General features: G+C 70.6%; 18 protein-coding genes. 16 read left to right on the forward strand and 2 right to left on the reverse strand.

The window, feature by feature from the left end; all coding sequences use genetic code 11:
• Window positions 1-253 precede the first annotated feature (253 nt).
• Entirely contained in the window at window positions 254-799 is a 546-nt protein-coding gene (locus tag ACT3CF_RS04930; RefSeq protein ID WP_478420799.1) for a hypothetical protein, read from the forward strand.
• Here the strand turns inward: ACT3CF_RS04930 and ACT3CF_RS04935 are convergent, their stop codons facing one another.
• Both ACT3CF_RS04935 and ACT3CF_RS04940 read right to left on the reverse strand, forming a co-directional pair.
• Window positions 800-2,047 (reverse strand): sensor histidine kinase, encoded by a 1,248-nt coding sequence (locus tag ACT3CF_RS04935; RefSeq protein ID WP_478420800.1) that lies wholly within the window; start codon window positions 2,045-2,047, stop codon window positions 800-802.
• Between the two features lie 246 nt (window positions 2,048-2,293).
• Complete coding sequence (locus ACT3CF_RS04940) at window positions 2,294-2,818, reverse strand: DNA-deoxyinosine glycosylase (protein WP_478420801.1); 525 nt, start codon at window positions 2,816-2,818, stop codon at window positions 2,294-2,296.
• Between the two features lie 214 nt (window positions 2,819-3,032).
• Here ACT3CF_RS04940 and ACT3CF_RS04945 point away from each other — a divergent pair, with 214 nt between their 5' ends.
• The 15 genes from ACT3CF_RS04945 (at window position 3,033) to ACT3CF_RS05015 (ending at window position 18,396) form a co-directional block, all read left to right on the forward strand.
• Window positions 3,033-3,365, forward strand: a complete 333-nt coding sequence (locus ACT3CF_RS04945; protein WP_478420802.1) for an Mpo1-like protein — start codon at window positions 3,033-3,035, stop codon at window positions 3,363-3,365.
• Window positions 3,366-3,407: 42 nt separating this feature from the next.
• Window positions 3,408-4,397, forward strand: a complete 990-nt coding sequence (locus tag ACT3CF_RS04950) for a cysteine synthase A (protein WP_478420804.1) — start codon at window positions 3,408-3,410, stop codon at window positions 4,395-4,397.
• Between the two features lie 153 nt (window positions 4,398-4,550).
• Window positions 4,551-4,817 (forward strand): hypothetical protein, encoded by a 267-nt coding sequence (locus tag ACT3CF_RS04955; protein ID WP_478420805.1) that lies wholly within the window; start codon window positions 4,551-4,553, stop codon window positions 4,815-4,817.
• Window positions 4,818-5,393: 576 nt separating this feature from the next.
• Window positions 5,394-5,879: a division/cell wall cluster transcriptional repressor MraZ gene (locus ACT3CF_RS04960; protein WP_478420806.1), complete on the forward strand. Its 486-nt coding sequence runs from the start codon at window positions 5,394-5,396 to the stop codon at window positions 5,877-5,879.
• 32 nt (window positions 5,880-5,911) lie between these two features.
• On the forward strand, window positions 5,912-6,883 hold the full coding sequence (gene rsmH, locus ACT3CF_RS04965; protein ID WP_478421352.1) for a 16S rRNA (cytosine(1402)-N(4))-methyltransferase RsmH: 972 nt from the start codon (window positions 5,912-5,914) through the stop codon (window positions 6,881-6,883).
• A complete protein-coding gene (locus tag ACT3CF_RS04970; RefSeq protein WP_478420807.1) occupies window positions 6,883-7,548 on the forward strand; it encodes a hypothetical protein in 666 nt (221 codons plus the stop codon). Before rsmH ends, ACT3CF_RS04970 begins: the two co-directional genes overlap by 1 nt.
• Complete coding sequence (locus tag ACT3CF_RS04975; protein ID WP_478420809.1) at window positions 7,545-9,257, forward strand: peptidoglycan D,D-transpeptidase FtsI family protein; 1,713 nt, start codon at window positions 7,545-7,547, stop codon at window positions 9,255-9,257. Before ACT3CF_RS04970 ends, ACT3CF_RS04975 begins: the two co-directional genes overlap by 4 nt.
• Complete coding sequence (locus ACT3CF_RS04980) at window positions 9,254-10,669, forward strand: UDP-N-acetylmuramoyl-L-alanyl-D-glutamate--2,6-diaminopimelate ligase (protein ID WP_478420810.1); 1,416 nt, start codon at window positions 9,254-9,256, stop codon at window positions 10,667-10,669. Before ACT3CF_RS04975 ends, ACT3CF_RS04980 begins: the two co-directional genes overlap by 4 nt.
• Window positions 10,666-12,057 (forward strand): UDP-N-acetylmuramoyl-tripeptide--D-alanyl-D-alanine ligase, encoded by a 1,392-nt coding sequence (locus ACT3CF_RS04985; protein WP_478420812.1) that lies wholly within the window; start codon window positions 10,666-10,668, stop codon window positions 12,055-12,057. The genes ACT3CF_RS04980 and ACT3CF_RS04985 overlap by 4 nt, the downstream gene beginning before the upstream one ends.
• Window positions 12,045-13,115: a phospho-N-acetylmuramoyl-pentapeptide-transferase gene (gene mraY / locus ACT3CF_RS04990; protein WP_478420813.1), complete on the forward strand. Its 1,071-nt coding sequence runs from the start codon at window positions 12,045-12,047 to the stop codon at window positions 13,113-13,115. The genes ACT3CF_RS04985 and mraY overlap by 13 nt, the downstream gene beginning before the upstream one ends.
• Window positions 13,112-14,413, forward strand: a complete 1,302-nt coding sequence (murD, locus tag ACT3CF_RS04995; RefSeq protein WP_478420815.1) for a UDP-N-acetylmuramoyl-L-alanine--D-glutamate ligase — start codon at window positions 13,112-13,114, stop codon at window positions 14,411-14,413. Before mraY ends, murD begins: the two co-directional genes overlap by 4 nt.
• The gene (ftsW, locus tag ACT3CF_RS05000) at window positions 14,410-15,639 is read left to right on the forward strand and encodes a putative lipid II flippase FtsW (RefSeq protein ID WP_478420816.1); all 1,230 of its coding nucleotides are present in this window, start codon (window positions 14,410-14,412) and stop codon (window positions 15,637-15,639) included. The genes murD and ftsW overlap by 4 nt, the downstream gene beginning before the upstream one ends.
• Entirely contained in the window at window positions 15,636-16,790 is a 1,155-nt protein-coding gene (murG, locus tag ACT3CF_RS05005; RefSeq protein ID WP_478420818.1) for an undecaprenyldiphospho-muramoylpentapeptide beta-N-acetylglucosaminyltransferase, read from the forward strand. The genes ftsW and murG overlap by 4 nt, the downstream gene beginning before the upstream one ends.
• Window positions 16,787-18,205: a UDP-N-acetylmuramate--L-alanine ligase gene (gene murC, locus ACT3CF_RS05010; RefSeq protein WP_478420819.1), complete on the forward strand. Its 1,419-nt coding sequence runs from the start codon at window positions 16,787-16,789 to the stop codon at window positions 18,203-18,205. The genes murG and murC overlap by 4 nt, the downstream gene beginning before the upstream one ends.
• Window positions 18,202-18,396, forward strand: a complete 195-nt coding sequence (locus tag ACT3CF_RS05015) for a hypothetical protein (protein WP_478420821.1) — start codon at window positions 18,202-18,204, stop codon at window positions 18,394-18,396. The genes murC and ACT3CF_RS05015 overlap by 4 nt, the downstream gene beginning before the upstream one ends.
• Window positions 18,397-18,418 lie beyond the last annotated feature (22 nt).

Raw genomic sequence — 18,418 nt, forward strand, 5'->3', positions numbered from 1 at the left:
GGATAACATTGCGTTTGTGCGCCGCAACATGACGGCAGCATTGTTACGCAGCACCGTCCAATGCCGTTCCGATGACCGCATTTTGTTGCAATTGCATGGCGTTGGCGCGCCAATCGCGTCCCGATCCCGGCATTCGCGCGCCGAAACGTGCCGATCCAAGACACGCGGTGACATGCTTGACCGCCCCGGTGCGGCGCGGCGAAAGAAGGGCGGCACGGGCGGGCAGGGCCGCCGCAATCAGGGAGACGAGGCAATGACCCGACCGACGACGCGCACGCGGCGGATCGCGGGCGCGGCCGGACTGGCGACGGCGCTGCTGGCGCTGGCCGGATGCGGCGGCACCGACGCGGGCAACGCGGCGGATGCGGACAATGGCGAAGTGACGCTGCCCGCCCCCAAACCCGGCCCGAAGCTGAACGGCGTCGACCTCAACCGCGCGCTGACGGCGAGCGGCGCGGGCGGGTGGCGGCTGGCGATCGCGCCGGGACAGATCCGCTACTGGCCGCGCAGCGGCACCGCGACGCCGATCGAACTCTATCCGGTGTCGCCGCAGGTCGAGGGCGACACCGCGCGCTTCGTCACCAAGACGTCGGCGGCCGAGCCGGTGACGATCGCGCTGCGCGGCGCGGATTGCGACGCGGGCGGGAAGCCGGCGCCGTTGCAGGCGCGCGTGACGATCGGCAACCGCGAACTGGCCGGATGCGCGCGCCCCGACGCGCCCGCGCCCGAAGCCAGGCCGTCGGCCACGCCGGCGGTCACGCCCGCGGCCGCGACGCCGGCAACCCCGGCCAAGCCGTAATCAGGCGGCGGCGACGCTGAAGCAGGCGGCGAGCCGGCCGTCGCCGAGCGGGCGCAGGTCGAGCGTGGTCGCCTGTGCCCGCAGCCCGCGCGCGATCGAACGCAGCCGCGCGGTCGCGGGGCCGGACTCGTCGCGCGGGCGGAAGACCACCGCAAGCTCGACCGCATCGGCGCCGTCGCGGCGCGAGCGGATTTCGACCTCGCCGTCGTCGCCGGCAGCGTCGGCGGCGTTGCGCAAGAGCGTCGCGAGCAACTGCATCAGATGCACCGGCTCGACACAGGCGGTCTGTGCGTCGGGCCGCAGATCGAGCCGATAATGCGTCTCGCGCTCGCTGCGCGTCGCGGCGACGAGATGGATCGCCTCGCCGCACAGCCGCCCGAGATCCTGCGGCTCGGCGGGCATCGCGTCGCCCGACACGATCCGGCGCAGCCGCCGGATGATCGCGCCCGCGCGCAGCAACTGCTGTTCGGCGGCGCGGGTGAGTTCCTCGACCCGCCCCGGATCGGCGGTCCCGCCCAGCCGCACCGCCGAGACATAGTTGGCGGCGGCGGCAAGCGGCTGGTTGAGTTCGTGCGCGGCGGTGGCGGCGATCGTCCCCATCGCGCTGATCCGCGTGAGCTCGATCATGTCGTCGTGCAGCTCGCGATGTTCGGCCAGCAGCCGGTCGCGTTCGGCAAGCCCGGTGCGCAGCGCCTGTTCGACGCGGACGCGGTGGCGAGCGAGCGCGAGATGGCGCGTCACCGTCTGGAGGAACTGCACCTCGAACGAGTCGAAGGGCATGCCGTTGCGCCGCCCGAAGCCGAGCGTGCCGAGCACCACCTCGCCATGGAGCAGCGGCATCGCGGCATAGCTGCCCACGCCCAGCGCGCGCAGCGCCTGGGTGGCGGGCGAGGCCGAGCCCTGGACATGATCGAGGATGCGCATTTCGCGTCCGCGCGCGACCGAGGCGTCGACCGAGCGCGTCCCCGTCAGCGCGACGCGGGCGATGCGCCGTCGCGCGTCGCCGGGGATGCCGCCCGCCCCGTCGAGGATCAGCGCGTCGCCGTCGAGCCGGTAGTAAAGGAAAAGATCGACATGGAGCGCCTCGCGGATCGAATCGAAGATTCGCGCGACCGAGGTGCAGACATCGTCGCTGGCGAGAAGTTCACCGGCAGTTTCGGACAGCAGCTCGAGCAGTCGGAATCGGCCTGAATCGCGCGACTTCGGCGGAACGATGTACCGATCGGAAAGGTCGACCTGCGGTTCCAAGGTGCGCCCCGGGTGAATTAGTTGCATCGATGTGAACTCGCGGACCGGCGCTTCCCATTACGTAAAGCCCCCTAACGGGTTCGCCGTTTTGGTTACTTGTGCGGCATGTTTCGCGCCAAGATGCTGAAGTTTCGGTAAATTGCGCGGAAACCAGTTTCGGACGCCGTCCGACAGGCGCGCGGGGCACGTATAAAAACGGGAGAACAGGCCGGGCACGCGCGCGGTCGCGCGCGCCGTTTCGTCGGCTCAGTCGGCGAGAAGGTCGCGCAGCCGCAGCCAGTCGGGCTGTTTGGCGGCGAGGCCGATCGTGTGGAGCGGGCTGCTCGACGGCAGCGCCACGATCGTCCAGCGCCGCGCCGCCTCGCCGAGCCGGCGCAGCCCGATGCGGTGCGCGGTGCCGCCGTTGAACGCGATCGCCCGAAGCGCGGGCAGCCGCGCGGCGAGCCCCGGCAGATCGTGTTCGGCAACGTCGCGCAGCGCGGCATCGGCGCTGCCCGACCGCCGCGCCGAGGCGACGACGTCCCACAGCCCGACATGCGCGGCGAGCAGCGCGTCGAGGCGGCGCGGATAATCGAGCGCGGCGAGATCGACGCCGACCACGGGCGACATCAGCCGCCAGAACTGGTTCTGGGGATGCGCATAATAGCGGCGTTCGGCGAGCGAGCGTTCGCCGGGCAGCGAACCGAGCACGAGCAGGCGCACCGCATCGTCGACCACCGGCGGGAAGCTGTGCTTGCGCGGATCGGCGGTGGGCGGGGCGGGGGACGTCATGGCGGGCGGCGGCGCTTTCGGGGCGGAGGAGAACGGGGGCGCTATAGCCGGACCCGGTCGGGTGCGGCCAGCCGGGACGGGGTGACGGCGGTAAAGGCGGGGCGGGCGGGCAGGACGGGGCAGGCAGGACGGGGCAGGCACAGGACAGGCCGCGGCGGCGCGGGGCGCGGCGCGGACGCTTGAGCGGCGGCGGGGGCTGGGTTAGCGTTGCGCCATGGCGCGGACGATCACCCGCTATCGCGACTTCTGGCCCTATTACCTCCAGGAGCATGCGCGACCCGGCACGCGACGGCTGCATTATGCCGGAACCGCGCTGTCGATCCTGTTCCTGGTGGTGGCGGCGCGCGCGGGCGGATGGTGGTGGCTGGCGGTGCCGCTGGCGGGTTACGGCTTTGCCTGGGCGGCGCATTTCACCGTCGAGCGCAATCGCCCGGCGACCTTTACCTATCCGCTGTGGTCGCTGGTTTCGGATTACCGGATGTTCTTCCTGTGGCTGACGGGGCGGCTCGACCCGCATCTGAAGCGCGCCGGGGTCGATCCCAAGTAACGCTTGCTTGCGATCCGGGGGACGGCACCCCTATCTAGCGCCATGCACGTCACTCCCGATACGCTCGCCCTGATCGGCAACACCCCGCTTGTCCTGCTGCGCGGACCGAGCGAGGCCACCGGCTGCGAAATCTATGGCAAGTGCGAGTTCACCAACCCCGGCGCGTCGGTGAAGGACCGCGCCGCGCTGTATATCGTCCAGGACGCCGAGGAGCGCGGGCTGATCGCGCCGGGCGGCACGATCGTCGAGGGGACGGCGGGCAATACCGGCATCGGGCTGGCGCTGGTGGGCAACGCCAAGGGCTACAAGACGATCATCGTGATGCCCGAGACGCAGAGCCGCGAGAAGATGGACACGCTGCGCGCGCTGGGCGCCGAGCTGGTGCTGGTGCCCGCCGCGCCCTATTCGAACCCGGCGCATTTCGTCCACACGAGCCGCCGGATCGCCGACGAGACGCCCAACGCGATCTGGGCCAACCAGTTCGACAACATCGCCAACCGCCGCGCGCATATCTGCGGCACCGCCGAGGAAATCTGGGAACAGATGGACGGGCGGATCGACGGCTTTACCTGTGCGGTGGGGACGGGCGGCACCTTTGCCGGCGTCGGGCTGGGGCTGAAGGCCAAGGACGAGCGCGTGTGCATCGCGCTGAGCGACCCGCACGGTGCCGCGCTCTATTCCTATTTCGCGTGCGGCGAGCTGCGCGCCGAGGGACATTCGGTCGCCGAGGGGATCGGCCAGGGCCGGATCACCGCCAATCTGGAGGGCGCGCCGGTCGACGCGCAGTTCCGGATCAGCGATGCCGAGGGGATGGCGTGGGTGCGCCGGCTGCTGGCCGAGGAAGGGCTGTGCCTGGGGCTGTCGTCGGGAATCAACGTTGCCGGGGCGGTGCGGCTGGCGCGCGAGCTGGGGCCGGGCAAGCGGATCGCGACGATCCTGTGCGACACCGGGTTCCGTTACCTGTCGACGCTGTTCAACCCCGAATGGTGCGCGGCGAACGGGCTGGATTCCGCAGCGGCAGCAGAGGGATGAGCGCGGCGCGGCACGATCGGTTTTTCTGACCGGGTTGTTGTGCTGCGTCAATCCGCCGCCACTGGGACACTGGTTATCTCGACAAAGGGCAAGCGAGGCGTTACATTTATGCCACAGCTTATGAAGTCGGGATCGCAAGAAACCAGCCAATCCATGCAGCGGGTCCGCGTCGGCGTGACCGGGCTGGCCATGGTGATGGTGCTGATCGCGCTGGCCAGCGCGATCTTTTCGTCCGCCAACCGGGAGGAACCGGTTGCGGCGATCGGCGCTCCGAACGCCTCCGCAGTCGCCAACATGACCGTCGAGCAGACCAACATGGTCGCCGACAAGGGCAAGGACGAGCCGCTCGCCGAGCTGGGCGTCGCGCCGAGCACCGACGGCAAGTCGGGGACGCACGGGACTACGACCCCCAGCCACTGATCGCGGGCGCGCCGCCGCCCTGACGCCCGCCTGACGCCCGCCGGACCGGCATCGTCGTCGCCGCCGACGCGATCGCGCGGGCGGCCGGTGCGCCATCGTTGCACCGCGCCCTGTTGCCGCAAGCCGTGTGCCGCGCCCCGTGCCGCACGTCGTGTGTCGCGCATCGTGGCGGCGTGGCGCGCGGCGCCCCTTCGACATGCCCGAATCGCCCGCCGCGCGCGTCGCGGTGCCGTGCGCGCGCGCCGCCGCCATCGGCGCGGGCCGTTAACCCTGTTCGTTGCCGCGGCCCGCCGACTCCCGTTTCGGCCCCATCCGGAATGATGCGGAGCACCGTCGCGAGCGCGTGGAACGCGAAAGGAACGAATAGGGATCGTAATGCGAAAACGGCGTTCCGGTGGGGCTGAGTGGGGGTTTTGCCCGTGATTTTCCGCAATCTCCCGTTGTCTCCCGCGGGCATCTATGATTAAAAGTGAAGCTTAAGGGGGCACGACCCTTTCACCGTCGATTCACAGGCTCCGGCACGGCGAAAGCCGCGATTCCGGACGCGGGAAAGTCGTGCCCAAAGCGGGGCGTAACGTGGCGGAACGGGAGATCTTTCAGGGCTTTGCGCTGCAAGCCGTCGACCCGAAGGGCCGGGTCGCGATCCCCGCAGACCTGCGCGTCGCCGTCGAGCGCAATTCCGAAGACCGCCAGATCGTCGTCGGGCTCCACCCCGAAGACCCGTGCCTTTCGGCGCACGACGTCGCCTGGTCGAAGGAGAAGTACGAACGCATCGACCGCCGCGAACAGCTTGCCGCCGACCGCGGCGAGGCGGCGGACGCGCGCGCCAAGCGGGCGGCGTTCGGCAAGGTGGAAAAGGCGCAGTTCGACGACAGCGGGCGGTTCGTGATCCCGCCCTTTTTCCGCATGAAGGCGCGCATCCAGAAATGGGCGTTCTTCAACGGCAGCGGCGACACGTTCGACATCTGGGCGCCCGAGGTGCTGCTGGCTGACGACAGCGTCGATCCCGACCTGCGCGAGATCTGTGCGTTCCTGTGCGAATCGAAGGGCGTCAAGCTGTGACCGCGGCGCCGCTTCACCCCGAAACCGCTCCCATGCCCGCCGGGGCCGGGGTCGCCGATGCGGCGGCCCCGCACATCCCCGTGCTGCGCGACGAGGTGATCGCCGCGCTCGCCATCGTGCCCGGCGAGCGCCATGTCGACGCGACCTTCGGCGCGGGCGGCTATACCCGCGCGATGCTGGCGGCGGGGGCGCAGGTGATCGCGTTCGACCGCGACCCGAGCGCGATCGCGGCGGGGCAGGCGCTGGTGACGGCGGCCGACGGGCGGCTGGTGCTGATCGAGGCGCCGTTCAGCCGGCTTGCCGACGAGATCGTCGCGCGCGGGCTGGCGCCGGTGGACGGCGTGACGCTCGACATCGGCGTGTCGTCGATGCAGCTCGACCAGGCCGAGCGCGGCTTTTCGTTCCAGCAGGACGGGCCGCTCGACATGCGGATGGCGGGCGAGGGGATGACCGCCGCCGAATGGCTGAACACCGCCGACGAGGGCGAGATCGCCGACGTGCTGTTCCAATATGGCGAGGAACCGCGGGCGCGGCGCGTGGCGAGCGCGATCGTGCGCGCGCGGCCGCTGGCGCGGACGGGCGAGCTGGCCGCCGTGGTGCGCCGCGCGCTGGGCCACCGCCCGCACGACAAGAAGGACCCGGCGACGCGGACCTTCCAGGCGGTGCGCATCCACATCAACCGCGAGCTGGACGAGCTGGGCGACGCGCTGAACGCCGCCGAGCGCGTGCTGGCCCCCGGCGGACGGCTGGCGGTGGTGACGTTCCACAGCCTGGAGGACCGGGTGGTGAAGCGCTTCCTGCGCGAGCGCAGCGGCAGCGAGCCCGCCGGATCGCGCCACCGCCCCGCCACCGGCCCCCGGGCCGAACCGAGTTTTGAACCGCCCGCCAAGGCCCTGCGCCCCGGCGAGGCGGAAGTTGCGCGTAACCCGCGCGCCCGTTCGGCCACGCTGCGCGTCGCGCGGCGGACCGCGGCGGCCGCGTGGACCAGGGAAGGACAAGGCTGATGGCGCTCGCGCGTTTCGAAGGGTTGGGATGGTTTCTGGTCGGCGTGATCGTCGCGCCGGCCTGCTACCTGGTGAACTCGCAGGGCGCGGCCGAACAGGCCAAGCTCAACGCCACCAAGGCGGCGATCGTCACCGCGCAGAAGGACATCCGCTCGCTGGAGACCGAGTTCAACACGCGCGCCAACCTGGCGCAGCTCGAGCGGTGGAACGGCGACGTGCTGGCGCTCGCCGCGCCGGTCGCGACGCAGTATCTGCCGGGCGAGGCGGCGCTGGCGAGCCTCGACCGCGTCGACGCGCAGGCGCAGCCGGTCGAGACCGCCGCGCTGGTGGTGCCCGCCGCCTCGGCACCGCCGGCGGCGGCCGTCCAGACGGCCGCGGCAGCCCCGAGCCCGGCTCCGGCACCCGCACCCGCACCCGCCGCCCGGCCCGCCGCGCCGGTCCGCGTCGCCGCGGCGACGCCGGTGCGCGCGACCCCGGCCCACGCCGCGCCCGCGCGCGTGGCGGCGCTGACCGCGTCGCCGGCGCAGCAGGACGGCAATCTGCGCAAGCTGATGCGCAAGGCGGATCGCCGCGCGGTGGCGATGATGGGCGACGGCGTGCTGAGCACGTCGACCATCAGCGACCTGGAGAAGCTGGCGAAGCGCGAGAAGCTGGCGCTCCGTTGATCGTCGTCGTCGCCCCGCCTGCGCGAAACCGGCGTCCGGGCGTCAGTCGCCAGGCGTTGATCGCGGTTGCGCAGCTGCGGCTGATGATCCTGTCGCTGCTGTTCGGGTTCGGCGCGTTCGTGCTGGTCGCCAAGCTCGCCTTTCTGGCGGTGTGGACCGAGCCCGCGACCGCGCGCGACATCACCGCCGGGCTGGTGCCCGCGCGCGGCGACATCGTCGACCGCAACGGCGCGCCGCTCGCGCGCACGATCGACGCCTGGTCGATCGCGATCCACCCCAATCGCGTGATCGGCGACAAGGCCGCGCTGGCGCAGAAGCTGGCCGAGCTGCTGCCCGAGCGCAGCGCGGCGCAATATGAGGCGCTGCTGAAGTCGAATGTCGGCTTTGCCTATCTGAAGCGGCGCGCGATGCCCGAGCTGGTCCATGCGATCAACGCGCTGGGCGAGCCCGCGGTCGAGTTCCAGCGCGAGCCCGACCGGCTGTATCCGCAGTCGGCGATGGCGGCGCATGTGCTGGGCTATATCGGCTATGACGGCCACGGCGTCGCGGGGATGGAAAAGGCGCTCGACGCGCGGCTGACCGACCCGGCGCGGCGGCGCGAGCCGGTGGCGCTGTCGATCGATTCGCGCGTGCAGGCGGCGCTGGAGAGCGAGCTGGGCAGCGCGATGACCGCGTTCCAGGCGCAGGGCGCGGCGGGCGTGATCCTGGACGTGAGCACGGGCGAGGTGATGGCGATGGTGTCGCTGCCCGCGTTCAACCCCAATGCGATCACCGGCATCCCGCCGCGCAACAACGTGACGCAGAGCGTGTACGAGCTGGGTTCGACCTTCAAGCCGATCGCGGTCGCGGCGGCGATCGACGCGGGCGTCGTCACGTCGATGGCGCGGCGGTTCGACGCGACGGTGCCGCTGAAGGTCGGGCGCTTCACGATCCACGACGATCGCGGCGACGAGCAGAAGCGCTGGCTGAACATTCCCGAGACGCTGATCTATTCGTCGAACATCGCCACCGCGCGGATCGCCGACGAGGTGGGGCCGGAGCGGATGCAGGCGATGTTCCGCCGGCTTGGCTTCGACCAGCGGCCGCAGATCGAGCTGGGCGACGGCGCCCGCCCGCTATGGCCCGGCTTCTGGGCGCGGACGACGGTGATGACCACCGCCTATGGCCATGGCATCGCGGTGACGCCGCTGCACCTTGCCAAGGCCTATGCCGCGCTCGTCAACGGCGGCACGCTGCGCCCGGCGACGCTGCTGAAGATCGATCCCGCGCACGCCAATCCCGGCCAGCGCGTGGTGAGCGAGGCGACGAGCGCGCGGATGCGCCAGCTGTTGCGGCTGATCGTGCTGGAGGGCACCGGCCGCAAGGGCGACGCCGTCGGCTTTCGCGTCGGCGGCAAGACCGGCACCGCCGAGGTCGCGCAGGCGGGCGGTTATAACAAGCATTCGAACGTTTCGACCTTTGCCGCGGCTTTCCCCATGGACGCACCGCGCTATGTGGTGGTCGCCATGCTCGACTCGCCGATCGGCAACGCCAAGACCTTCGGCCTGACCACCGCCGCCTGGACCGCCGCCCCCGTGGTGGGGCGCGTGGTGACGCGCGTGGGTGCCATCCTGGGCGTGCGGCCCGATGCCGCGCGCGACATCGATGTGAGCGAGCTGACGCCGCTGATCTGGCGAAACCCCAAGGACAAGAGGCTCGCAGCACAATGAAGCTAGGCGCACTGACCGGCAATGGAGAGCAGGCGACCGTCACCGGCTTTGCCATCGATCACCGCAAGGTGGCGCCGGGAACGATCTTCGGCGCGTTCCAGGGCGCACGCGTCAACGGCGAGGATTTCATCGCCGACGCGGTGCGCGCGGGCGCGATCGCGATCGTCGCCCGGCCCGAGGCCGTGGTCGAGGGCGCGGTGCACATCGCCGACGACAATCCGCGCGAGCGGTTCGCGCGGCTGGCGGCGCGCTTCTTTGCGCCGTTCCCGCCGGTCGCGGTCGCTGTCACCGGGACCAACGGCAAGACGTCGACCGTCGAGATGACGCGCCAGCTCTGGCGCATGGCGGGCTTTCACGCCGCGTCGATCGGCACGCTGGGCGTCACCACCGCCGAGGACCGGGTGAGCACCGGGCTGACCACGCCCGACATCGTCACCTTCCTGTCGAACGTCGCCGGGCTGGCGCGCGAGGGCGTGACGCACCTGGCGTTCGAGGCGTCGTCGCACGGCCTGTCGCAATATCGCACCGAGGGGCTGCCCGTGCGCGCCGCGGCGTTCACCAATCTGAGCCGCGACCATCTGGACTATCACGGCGACATGGCCGCCTATTTCTGCGCGAAGCTGCGGCTGTTCGCCGACGTGCTCGACCCCGACGGCACCGCCGTGGTGTGGGCCGACGACGCGCACGCGCCGCGCGTCGAGGAGCTGGCGCGGATGCGCGGCAACGCGCTGGTGACCGTGGGCGAGCATGGCGAGACGCTGAAGCTGGTCGGGCGCGAGCCGACGCTGCTCGGCCAGAAGCTGAAGATCGAGGCCGCAGGGCAGGTGCACCAGGTCACGCTGCCGCTGATCGGCGCCTATCAGGCGGCGAATGCGCTGGTGGCGGCGGGGCTGGTGATCGCGACCGGCGGCGAGGTGGCGCGGACCATCGCCGATCTGGGCCGGTTGCAGCCGGTGCGCGGGCGGCTGGAGCGCGCGGCGATCACGCGCGTCGGCGCCCCCGTCTATGTCGATTACGCGCACACGCCCGACGCGATCGAGGCGGCGATCGCCGCGCTGAAGCCGCATGCGAGCGGGCGGCTGATCCTGGTGCTGGGCGCGGGCGGCGACCGCGACACGGGCAAGCGCGAGCCGATGGGACAGGCGGCGGCCGCGGGCGCCGACATGGTGATCGTCACCGACGACAATCCGCGTTCGGAAGATCCCGCGCAGATCCGCGCGGCGGTGATGAAGGGCGCGCCGGGCGCGACCGAGATCGCCGGACGCCGCGAGGCGATCGCCGCCGCCATCGCCGCGGCGGGCGCGGGCGACATCGTGCTGATCGCGGGCAAGGGACACGAGCAGGGCCAGATCGTCGGCGACCTGGTGCTGCCGTTCGACGACGTCGCCGTCGCGCGCGAGTGCGCGGCATGAGCGGCGCCGCCCCGTTATGGACCGCCGCCGAGATCGCCGCGGCGACCGGCGGCAGCGCATCGGGCGACTTTGCCGTCACGGGCGTCACCTTTGATTCGCGCGAGGTGGGGCCGGGCGACCTGTTCCTGGCGCTGAAGGGCGAGAGCACCGACGGCCACCGGTTCGTGCCGCAGGCGCTGGCCGCGGGCGCGGCGGGCGTGGTGGTTGCCGAGCCGTGCGACGGGCCGCAGGTGCGCGTGGCCGATACCGGCGCGGCGCTCGACGCGCTGGGGCGCGCGGCGCGTGCGCGGATGCGCGGCCAGGTGATCGGCGTCACCGGATCGGTGGGCAAGACCGGCACCAAGGAGGCGCTGTTCGCCGCGCTCGACCGGATCGAGCCGGGCGCGGCGCATCGTTCGGTCAAGAGCTACAACAACCATACCGGCGTGCCGCTGAGCCTTGCCCGGATGCCGCGCGACGCGCGGTTCGGCGTGTTCGAGATGGGGATGAACCATGCCGGCGAGCTGGCGCAGCTCACCCGGCTGGTGCGCCCGCACGTCGCGATCGTCACCACGATCGCCCCGGCGCATCTGGGCTTTTTCGCCGATGTCGGCGCGATCGCCGACGCCAAGGCCGAGATTTTCGAGGGGCTGGAGCCCGGCGGCACCGCGATCGTGCCGTTCGACAGCCCGTATCGCGACCGGCTGGCGGCGGCGGCGCGGCACCATGCGGGGCGTATCGTCACCTTCGGGCTGGGCGAGGGCGCCGATTACCGGGCGGCCGACACGATGCGCACGCGCACCGGCGGCACCTTTGTCACCGCGCGGTTCGATGCGCGCGAGCTGAGCTTCACGATCGGCCAGCCCGGCGCACACTGGGTGGCGAACGCGATGGCGATCCTGGCCGCCGTCGACGCGGTGGGCGGCGACCTGGAGCTGGCCGGGCTGGCGCTGGCCGAGATGGACGGGCTTGCGGGGCGCGGACGGCGCTTTCTGGCGCCGGTGCGCGACGGCGAGGCGCTGGTGATCGACGAGAGCTATAACGCCAATCCCGCGTCGATGCGCGCGACGCTGGCGGTGCTGGGGCAGGAGCCGGGGCGCCGGCTGGCGGTGCTGGGCGAGATGCGCGAGCTGGGCGACCATGCCGAGGCATTCCACGCCGAACTCGCCGAACCGATCGCCGAGGCGGGCGTCGCCAAGGCGATTCTGGTCGGGCCGGCGATGGCGCCGCTTGCAAAGGCGCTTGAGGGACGCACCGATTTCGTCCATGTGCCCGACGCCGCCGCGGCGCTGAGCCGGCTTGAAGCCATGCTCCACCCCGGCGACGCGGTTCTCGTCAAAGGGTCCAACGGCGTGCGGCTCGCGACCGTCGTCGCCGCGCTGGCGGAAAGGCAAGCATGTTCTATCTGATCGCGGAGCATCTGGGGTTTCCCGGAGTCCTGAATCTTTTCCGCTACATCACGTTCCGGACCGGCGCGTCGATCGCGACGGCGCTGTTGCTGGGGCTCATCATCGGGCCGCGCTTCATCGGCTGGCTGCGCGTGCGGCAGGGCAAGGGGCAGCCGATCCGCACCGACGGGCCGCAGAGCCACCTGGCCAAGCGCGGCACGCCGACGATGGGCGGGCTGATGATCCTGACCGCGCTTTCGGTGTCGCTGCTGCTGTGGATGGACCTGTCGAACGCCTATGTGTGGGCGTGCCTGTTCGTCACGCTGGGCTTCGGCATGATCGGGTTCCTCGACGACTATGACAAGGTGCGCAAGGCAAGCACCGCGGGCGTTTCCGGGCGCGTGCGGCTGCTGGGCGAATTCGCGATCGCGGGCGTTGCGAGCTGGATCATCGTGTCGCAGTCGGGGACGCAGCTTTACGTGCCGTTCCTGAGCTGGGTCCATCCGGACCTCGGCTATTTCTATATCCTGTTCGCCGCGTTCACGATCGTCGCCTTCGGCAACGCGGTGAACCTGACCGACGGGCTTGATGGCCTGGCGTCGATGCCGGTCATCATCGCGAGCCTCGCCTTCATGGTGATCGTCTACCTGACGGGCAACGCCAAGTTCGCCACCTATCTGGGCATCCCCCACGTGCCGGGATCGGGCGAGCTTTCGATTTTCTGCGGCGCGATCGTCGGGGCGGGGCTCGCCTTTCTGTGGTTCAATGCGCCGCCGGCGGCGGTGTTCATGGGCGATACGGGCAGCCTGGCGCTGGGCGGCGCGCTGGGCACGATCGCCGTCACCGCGCATCACGAGCTGGTGCTGGGGATCATCGGCGGGCTGTTCGTGATCGAGGCGCTGAGCGTCATCATCCAGGTGTTCTTCTATAAGCGCACCGGCAAGCGCGTGTTCAAGATGGCGCCGATCCACCATCATTTCGAGCAGCTCGGCTGGGCCGAGCCGACCGTGGTGATCCGTTTCTGGATCATCGCCTTCGTGCTGGCGCTCGCCGGTCTTGCGACGCTGAAGCTGCGGTGATTACCAGCGCGGCCTGGCGCGGCAAACGCTATGCGGTGCTCGGGCTCGCCCGCACGGGCGCGGCGACCGTGCGCGCGCTGGCGGCGAGCGGGGCGGACGTGCTGGCGTGGGACACGAACGAGGCGGCGCGGGCCGCCGTCGCCGATGCGGGGTCTGCGCTGACGATCGGCGATCCGCTGGCCGCCGACCTGACCGGTTATGCCGGGATGATCGTTTCGCCGGGCGTGCCGATCAACCGCCACCCGATCGCGGCGCATGCGCGCGCGGCGGGCGTGCCGGTGATCGGCGACATCGAGCTGTTCGCGCAGGTGCGCGGCGACCTGCCGCCGCACCGCGTCGTCGGCATCACCGGGACGAACGGCAAGTCGACGACCACCGCGCTGATCCATCACATCCTCTCGACCGCGGGCATTCCCGCGCGGCTGGGCGGCAATATCGGGTTGCCGATCCTGGGGCAGGAGCCGCTGCCCGCGGGCGGCGTCTATGTGCTGGAGCTTTCGAGCTATCAGATCGACCTGACCCACAGCCTCGACTGCGATGTCGCGGTGCTGCTCAACATCACGCCCGACCATCTCGACCGCTATGACGGCTTCGCGGGCTATGCGGCGTCCAAGGCGCGGCTGTTCGGCATGCAGACCAAGGGCCATGCCGCGATCATCGGCATCGGCGATGCGGCATCGGCGAACATCGCCCGGCAGGTCGCGCTCTCCGGTCGCAGCGGGGACGTGACCAAGATCGCGCCGGGCGCGTGCATGGACCAGTCGCGCTGGCCCGCGCTGCAGGGGCCGCACAATGCGCAGAACGCGCTGGCCGCGATCGCCGCGTGCGATGCGCTGGGCATCGACCGCGCGGCGATCGACCGCGGGCTGGAGACCTTTCCCGGGCTGCCGCACCGGATGGAGCGGATCGCGACGCGGAACGGCGTGCTGTTCGTCAACGACAGCAAGGCGACCAATCCCGAATCGACCGCGCCCGCGCTTGCGGCATATCCCCGCATCCACTGGATCCTGGGCGGCGTCGCCAAGACCGACAATCTGGAGGCATGCCGGCCGGGGTTCGGCCATGTCGTGCGCGCCTATACGATCGGCGATGCCGGGCCGATGTTCGAGCGGCTGCTGACCGGCACGGTGCCCGTCGAGGCGGCGGGGACGCTGGCCGCGGCGGTGGCGCGCGCGGCGGCGCTGGCGCAGCCGGGCGAGGTCGTGCTGCTGTCGCCCGCGTGCGCCTCGTTCGACCAGTTCCGCGACTATGAGGCGCGCGGCCGCGCCTTTGTCGAGGCGGTGGAGGCGCTGGGATGAGCGACGCCGCCGAGGGAGAGACCATCGGCACCGAAGTGAAGCGTCGCGTCCAGAAACAGCTCGGTCGCGCGAACACGTCGCGCGCGGGCATGTGGTTCTGGGAAGTCGATCGCGTGCTGCTGCTGCTCGTGCTGCTGCTGATCGGCATCGGACTGGTCGCGGTGGCGGCGGCGTCGCCCGCGACCGCGCGGCGTTATTCGGACGCCACGCACATCATGCCGACCATGTATTATTTCTGGCGGCAGGTGATGTGGGTGTGCGTCTCGCTGCCCGTGCTCGTCGGCGTGTCGATGCTGCCGGTGACGGCGGCGCGGCGGCTGGCGCTGGCAGGCGCGGCGGTGTTCGTCGTGCTGCTGATGCTGGTGCCGGTGATCGGGCACGAGACCAACGGCGCGCGGCGCTGGATCAACCTGGGCGTTTCCGAATTCCAGCCTTCGGAGTTCCTGAAACCGCTGTTCATCGTGGCGACGGCGTGGATGCTTTCGTTCCGCGCCAAGGATCCCGAGCTGCCCGTGCTGTTCCTGACGGGTGCGCTGACCGCGCTGATCGGCGTGCTGCTGATGCTCCAGCCCGATTTCGGCCAGACGATCGTGTTCGGCACGGTGTGGGTGATCCTGCTGATGATCTCCGGCATCTCGCCCGCGGCGATCGGCGCGCTGATGGGCAGTGCGGTGGCGGGCGTGGTCGCGGCCTATCTGTTCTATTCGACCGCGCGGACGCGGATTGACAACTTCCTGTTCCCGACCAAGGACGCCGCGCTCGCCGACCGCTACCAGATCGAGATGGCGCACCAGACGCTGACCGAGGGCGGGCTGTTCGGCACCGGGCCGGGGCTGGGGCAGGTGAAGTTCCGGCTGCCCGAGGCGCATACCGATTACATCTTTTCGGTGATCGGCGAGGAATTCGGGCTGATGGCGTGCGCGGTGATCGTGCTGCTCTATGCCGCGATCGTGATCCGCGTGTTCATGAAGATGCTCGACGAGGAGGACGCGTTCCGGCTGCTCGCGGCATCGGGACTGGCGGCGCAGTTCGGCGTGCAGGCGATGATCAACATGGCGGTCAACGTCGGCATCGCGCCGTCGAAGGGCATGACGCTGCCCTTCATCAGCTATGGCGGGTCGTCGATGATCGCGTTGTCGATCGGCTTTGGACTGCTGCTCGCTTTCACGCGTCGAAACCCGTATCTGAAGCGCTCTCCCTATGCAGGGCGGTGGAGCAAGGCATGACGAATTCGCGAACCTATGTTCTGGCAGCCGGCGGAACCGGGGGGCACATGGTGCCCGCCGCGGCGCTGGCGGTGGAACTGGCGAACCGGGGGCACCAGGTCGCGCTGGTGAGCGACGACCGCGGCGTGCGCTTTCCCGGACTGTTCGACGGCGTCGAGACGCATGTGCTGCCCGCGGGGCGGCTGGGCGGCGGGCCGCTCGGCTATCTGCGCGCGGCGCGCAAGGTGCTGGCGGGACGCGCGATGGCACGCAGCCTGTATCGCGAGATCGAGCCGGCGGCGGTGATCGGTTTCGGCGGCTATCCGGCGCTGCCGGCGCTGCTCGCGGCGTTTTCGGCGGGCGTGCCGACGATCATCCACGAACAGAATGCGGTGCTGGGGCGCGTCAACCGCTTCGTCGCGCCGCGCGTCGACGCGATCGCGACCTCCTACGACGCGGTCGAGCGGATGAAGCCGGGCTGGGCGGCCAAGACGCACCTGGTCGGCAACCCCGTGCGCGAGACGGTGCTCGACCTGCGCGACCGGCCCTATCCCGCGCTGGACGAGGACGGCATCTTTCGCGTGCTCGTCACCGGCGGCAGCCAGGGGGCGTCGATCCTGAGCCAGGTGGTGCCCGACGGGCTGGCGCTGCTGCCGATCCATTTCCGCCGCCGGTTGCAGGTGACGCACCAGGCGCGGATCGAGGATATCGACATGGTCCGCGCCAAATATCAGGAACACGGCATCGCGGCCGAGATCGCCACCTATCTTCCCGACCTGCCCGAGCATCTGGCCTGGGCGCATGTGGTGATCGCGCGCGCGGGCGCATCGACGATCGCCGAGCTGACCGCGGCGGGGCGCCCGGCGATCCTGGTCCCGTTGCCCAGCGCGACCGACGACCACCAGACCGCCAATGCGCGCGAGATCACCAAGGCGGGCGGCGCGCGGACGATCCCGCAGCGACTGTTCACCGCGACCGAACTTGCCAAGCAGATCCAGAAGCTGGGCCTCGACACCGAGGGGCTGGCGCTGGCGGCGTCGCGCGCGCGCAGTTGCGGGCGGCCGCACGCGGTGCGCGACCTTGCCGATCTCGTTGAATCCATCAACGCGCCCGCCGCCCCGATCGGGATGCGGCCGGCGCCAGTTTCGGGCGGGAGGCCCGCTTACGCATGAAAGGTGTCGCAACCGACATCGGCACGATCCATTTCGTCGGCATCGGCGGGATCGGGATGTCCGGTATCGCCGAGGTGATGCACAATCTGGGCTATCGCGTGCAGGGTTCGGACATGGCCGACAGCTATGTCGTCCAGGGGCTGCGCGACCGGGGCATCCCGGTGACGATCGGCCACAAGGCGGAGAATGTCGGCGATGCCGCGGTGGTGGTGACGTCGACCGCGATCCATCGCGACAATCCCGAGGTCGAGGCCGCGTATGAGCGCCGTATCCCGGTGGTGCGCCGCGCCGAGATGCTCGCCGAGCTGATGCGGCTGAAGTCGACCGTCGCGGTGGCGGGGACGCACGGCAAGACGACGACCACGTCGATGGTCGCCGCGCTGCTCGACGCGGGCGGGATCGACCCCACCGTCATCAACGGCGGCATCATCAACCAGTACGGCTCGAACGCCCGGCTGGGCGACAGCGAATGGATGGTGATCGAGGCCGACGAGAGCGACGGCAGCTTCCTGCGGCTCGACGGCACGATCGCGGTCGTGACCAATATCGACCCCGAGCATCTGGACCATTACGGCTCGTTCGACCGGGTGAAGGACGCGTTCGTCGAGTTCATCGAGAATGTGCCCTTTTACGGCGCGGCGCTGCTGTGCCTCGACCATCCCGAGGTCCAGGCGATCATCCCGCGCGTGCATGACCGCCGCATCGTCACCTATGGCTTTGCCGCGAGCGCCGATGTGCGCGGGGTGAACGTCACGCCCTATCCCGGCGGCAACCGGTTCGAGGCGATCATCCGTCAGCGCGACGGGACGACGCGGTCGATCGAGAATATCGAGCTGCCGATGCCCGGCCGTCACAATGTCCAGAACGCGCTTGCCGCGATCGGCGTCGCGCTGGAGCTGGGGATTGCCGACGCGACGATCCAGAAGGGCTTTGCGCAGTTCGGCGGGGTCAAGCGCCGCTTTACCAAGGTCGGCGAAGTCGGCGGCGCGACCGTGATCGACGATTACGGCCATCATCCGGTGGAGATCCGCGCGGTGCTGGCGGCGGCGCGCGAGAGCGCGCGCGGCCGGGTGATCGCGGTGGTGCAGCCGCACCGTTATTCGCGGCTCGCCAACCTGATGGAAGAGTTCGCGCAGGCGTTCAACGATGCCGACATGGTCTATGTCGCGCCGGTCTATGCCGCGGGCGAGACGCCGCGCGAGGGCGTCGACGCCGAGACGCTGGTGGCGAGCATCAAGCGGCGCGGACACCGCGCGGCGGCGGCGGTAGCCGATCCGGCCGCGCTGGCGGCGGCGCTGGCCCCGGTGGTGGCACCGGGCGACCTGGTCGTCTGCCTGGGCGCGGGCGACATCACCAAATGGGCGGCGGGGCTGGCCCCCGCGATTGCGGCGCTGCGTGGAGACGAGGCGGCATGAGCGACTGGATGTCGACGATGGTCGCGATGCAGCGCGACCTCATCAAGGCGCAGACGGCGCAGTTCGACGCGGCGCAGAAGCTGATCGACGGCGGCCGCCAGTGGACGCGGATGCAGGAGGCCGGCCAGAAGGCGGTCGAGGCGAACCTGGCCGCGTGGAAGCAATGGGCCGGCCTGTGGGGATGGAAATGATCGCCGCGGCGGCGGCGCGGGG

It is taken from the genome of Sphingomonas chlorellae (assembly GCF_056485145.1).

Coding starts and splice junctions, on each gene's coding strand:
- ACT3CF_RS04930 (WP_478420799.1), top strand. CDS start 254: ATGACCCGACCGACGACGCGCACGCGGCGGATCGCGGGCGCGGCCGGA.
- ACT3CF_RS04940 (WP_478420801.1), bottom strand. CDS start 2,818: ATGACGTCCCCCGCCCCGCCCACCGCCGATCCGCGCAAGCACAGCTTC.
- ACT3CF_RS04945 (WP_478420802.1), top strand. CDS start 3,033: ATGGCGCGGACGATCACCCGCTATCGCGACTTCTGGCCCTATTACCTC.
- ACT3CF_RS04950 (WP_478420804.1), top strand. CDS start 3,408: ATGCACGTCACTCCCGATACGCTCGCCCTGATCGGCAACACCCCGCTT.
- ACT3CF_RS04955 (WP_478420805.1), top strand. CDS start 4,551: ATGCAGCGGGTCCGCGTCGGCGTGACCGGGCTGGCCATGGTGATGGTG.
- rsmH (WP_478421352.1), top strand. CDS start 5,912: ATGCCCGCCGGGGCCGGGGTCGCCGATGCGGCGGCCCCGCACATCCCC.
- ACT3CF_RS04970 (WP_478420807.1), top strand. CDS start 6,883: ATGGCGCTCGCGCGTTTCGAAGGGTTGGGATGGTTTCTGGTCGGCGTG.
- ACT3CF_RS04980 (WP_478420810.1), top strand. CDS start 9,254: ATGAAGCTAGGCGCACTGACCGGCAATGGAGAGCAGGCGACCGTCACC.
- ACT3CF_RS04985 (WP_478420812.1), top strand. CDS start 10,666: ATGAGCGGCGCCGCCCCGTTATGGACCGCCGCCGAGATCGCCGCGGCG.
- mraY (WP_478420813.1), top strand. CDS start 12,045: ATGTTCTATCTGATCGCGGAGCATCTGGGGTTTCCCGGAGTCCTGAAT.
- ftsW (WP_478420816.1), top strand. CDS start 14,410: ATGAGCGACGCCGCCGAGGGAGAGACCATCGGCACCGAAGTGAAGCGT.
- murG (WP_478420818.1), top strand. CDS start 15,636: ATGACGAATTCGCGAACCTATGTTCTGGCAGCCGGCGGAACCGGGGGG.
- murC (WP_478420819.1), top strand. CDS start 16,787: ATGAAAGGTGTCGCAACCGACATCGGCACGATCCATTTCGTCGGCATC.
- ACT3CF_RS05015 (WP_478420821.1), top strand. CDS start 18,202: ATGAGCGACTGGATGTCGACGATGGTCGCGATGCAGCGCGACCTCATC.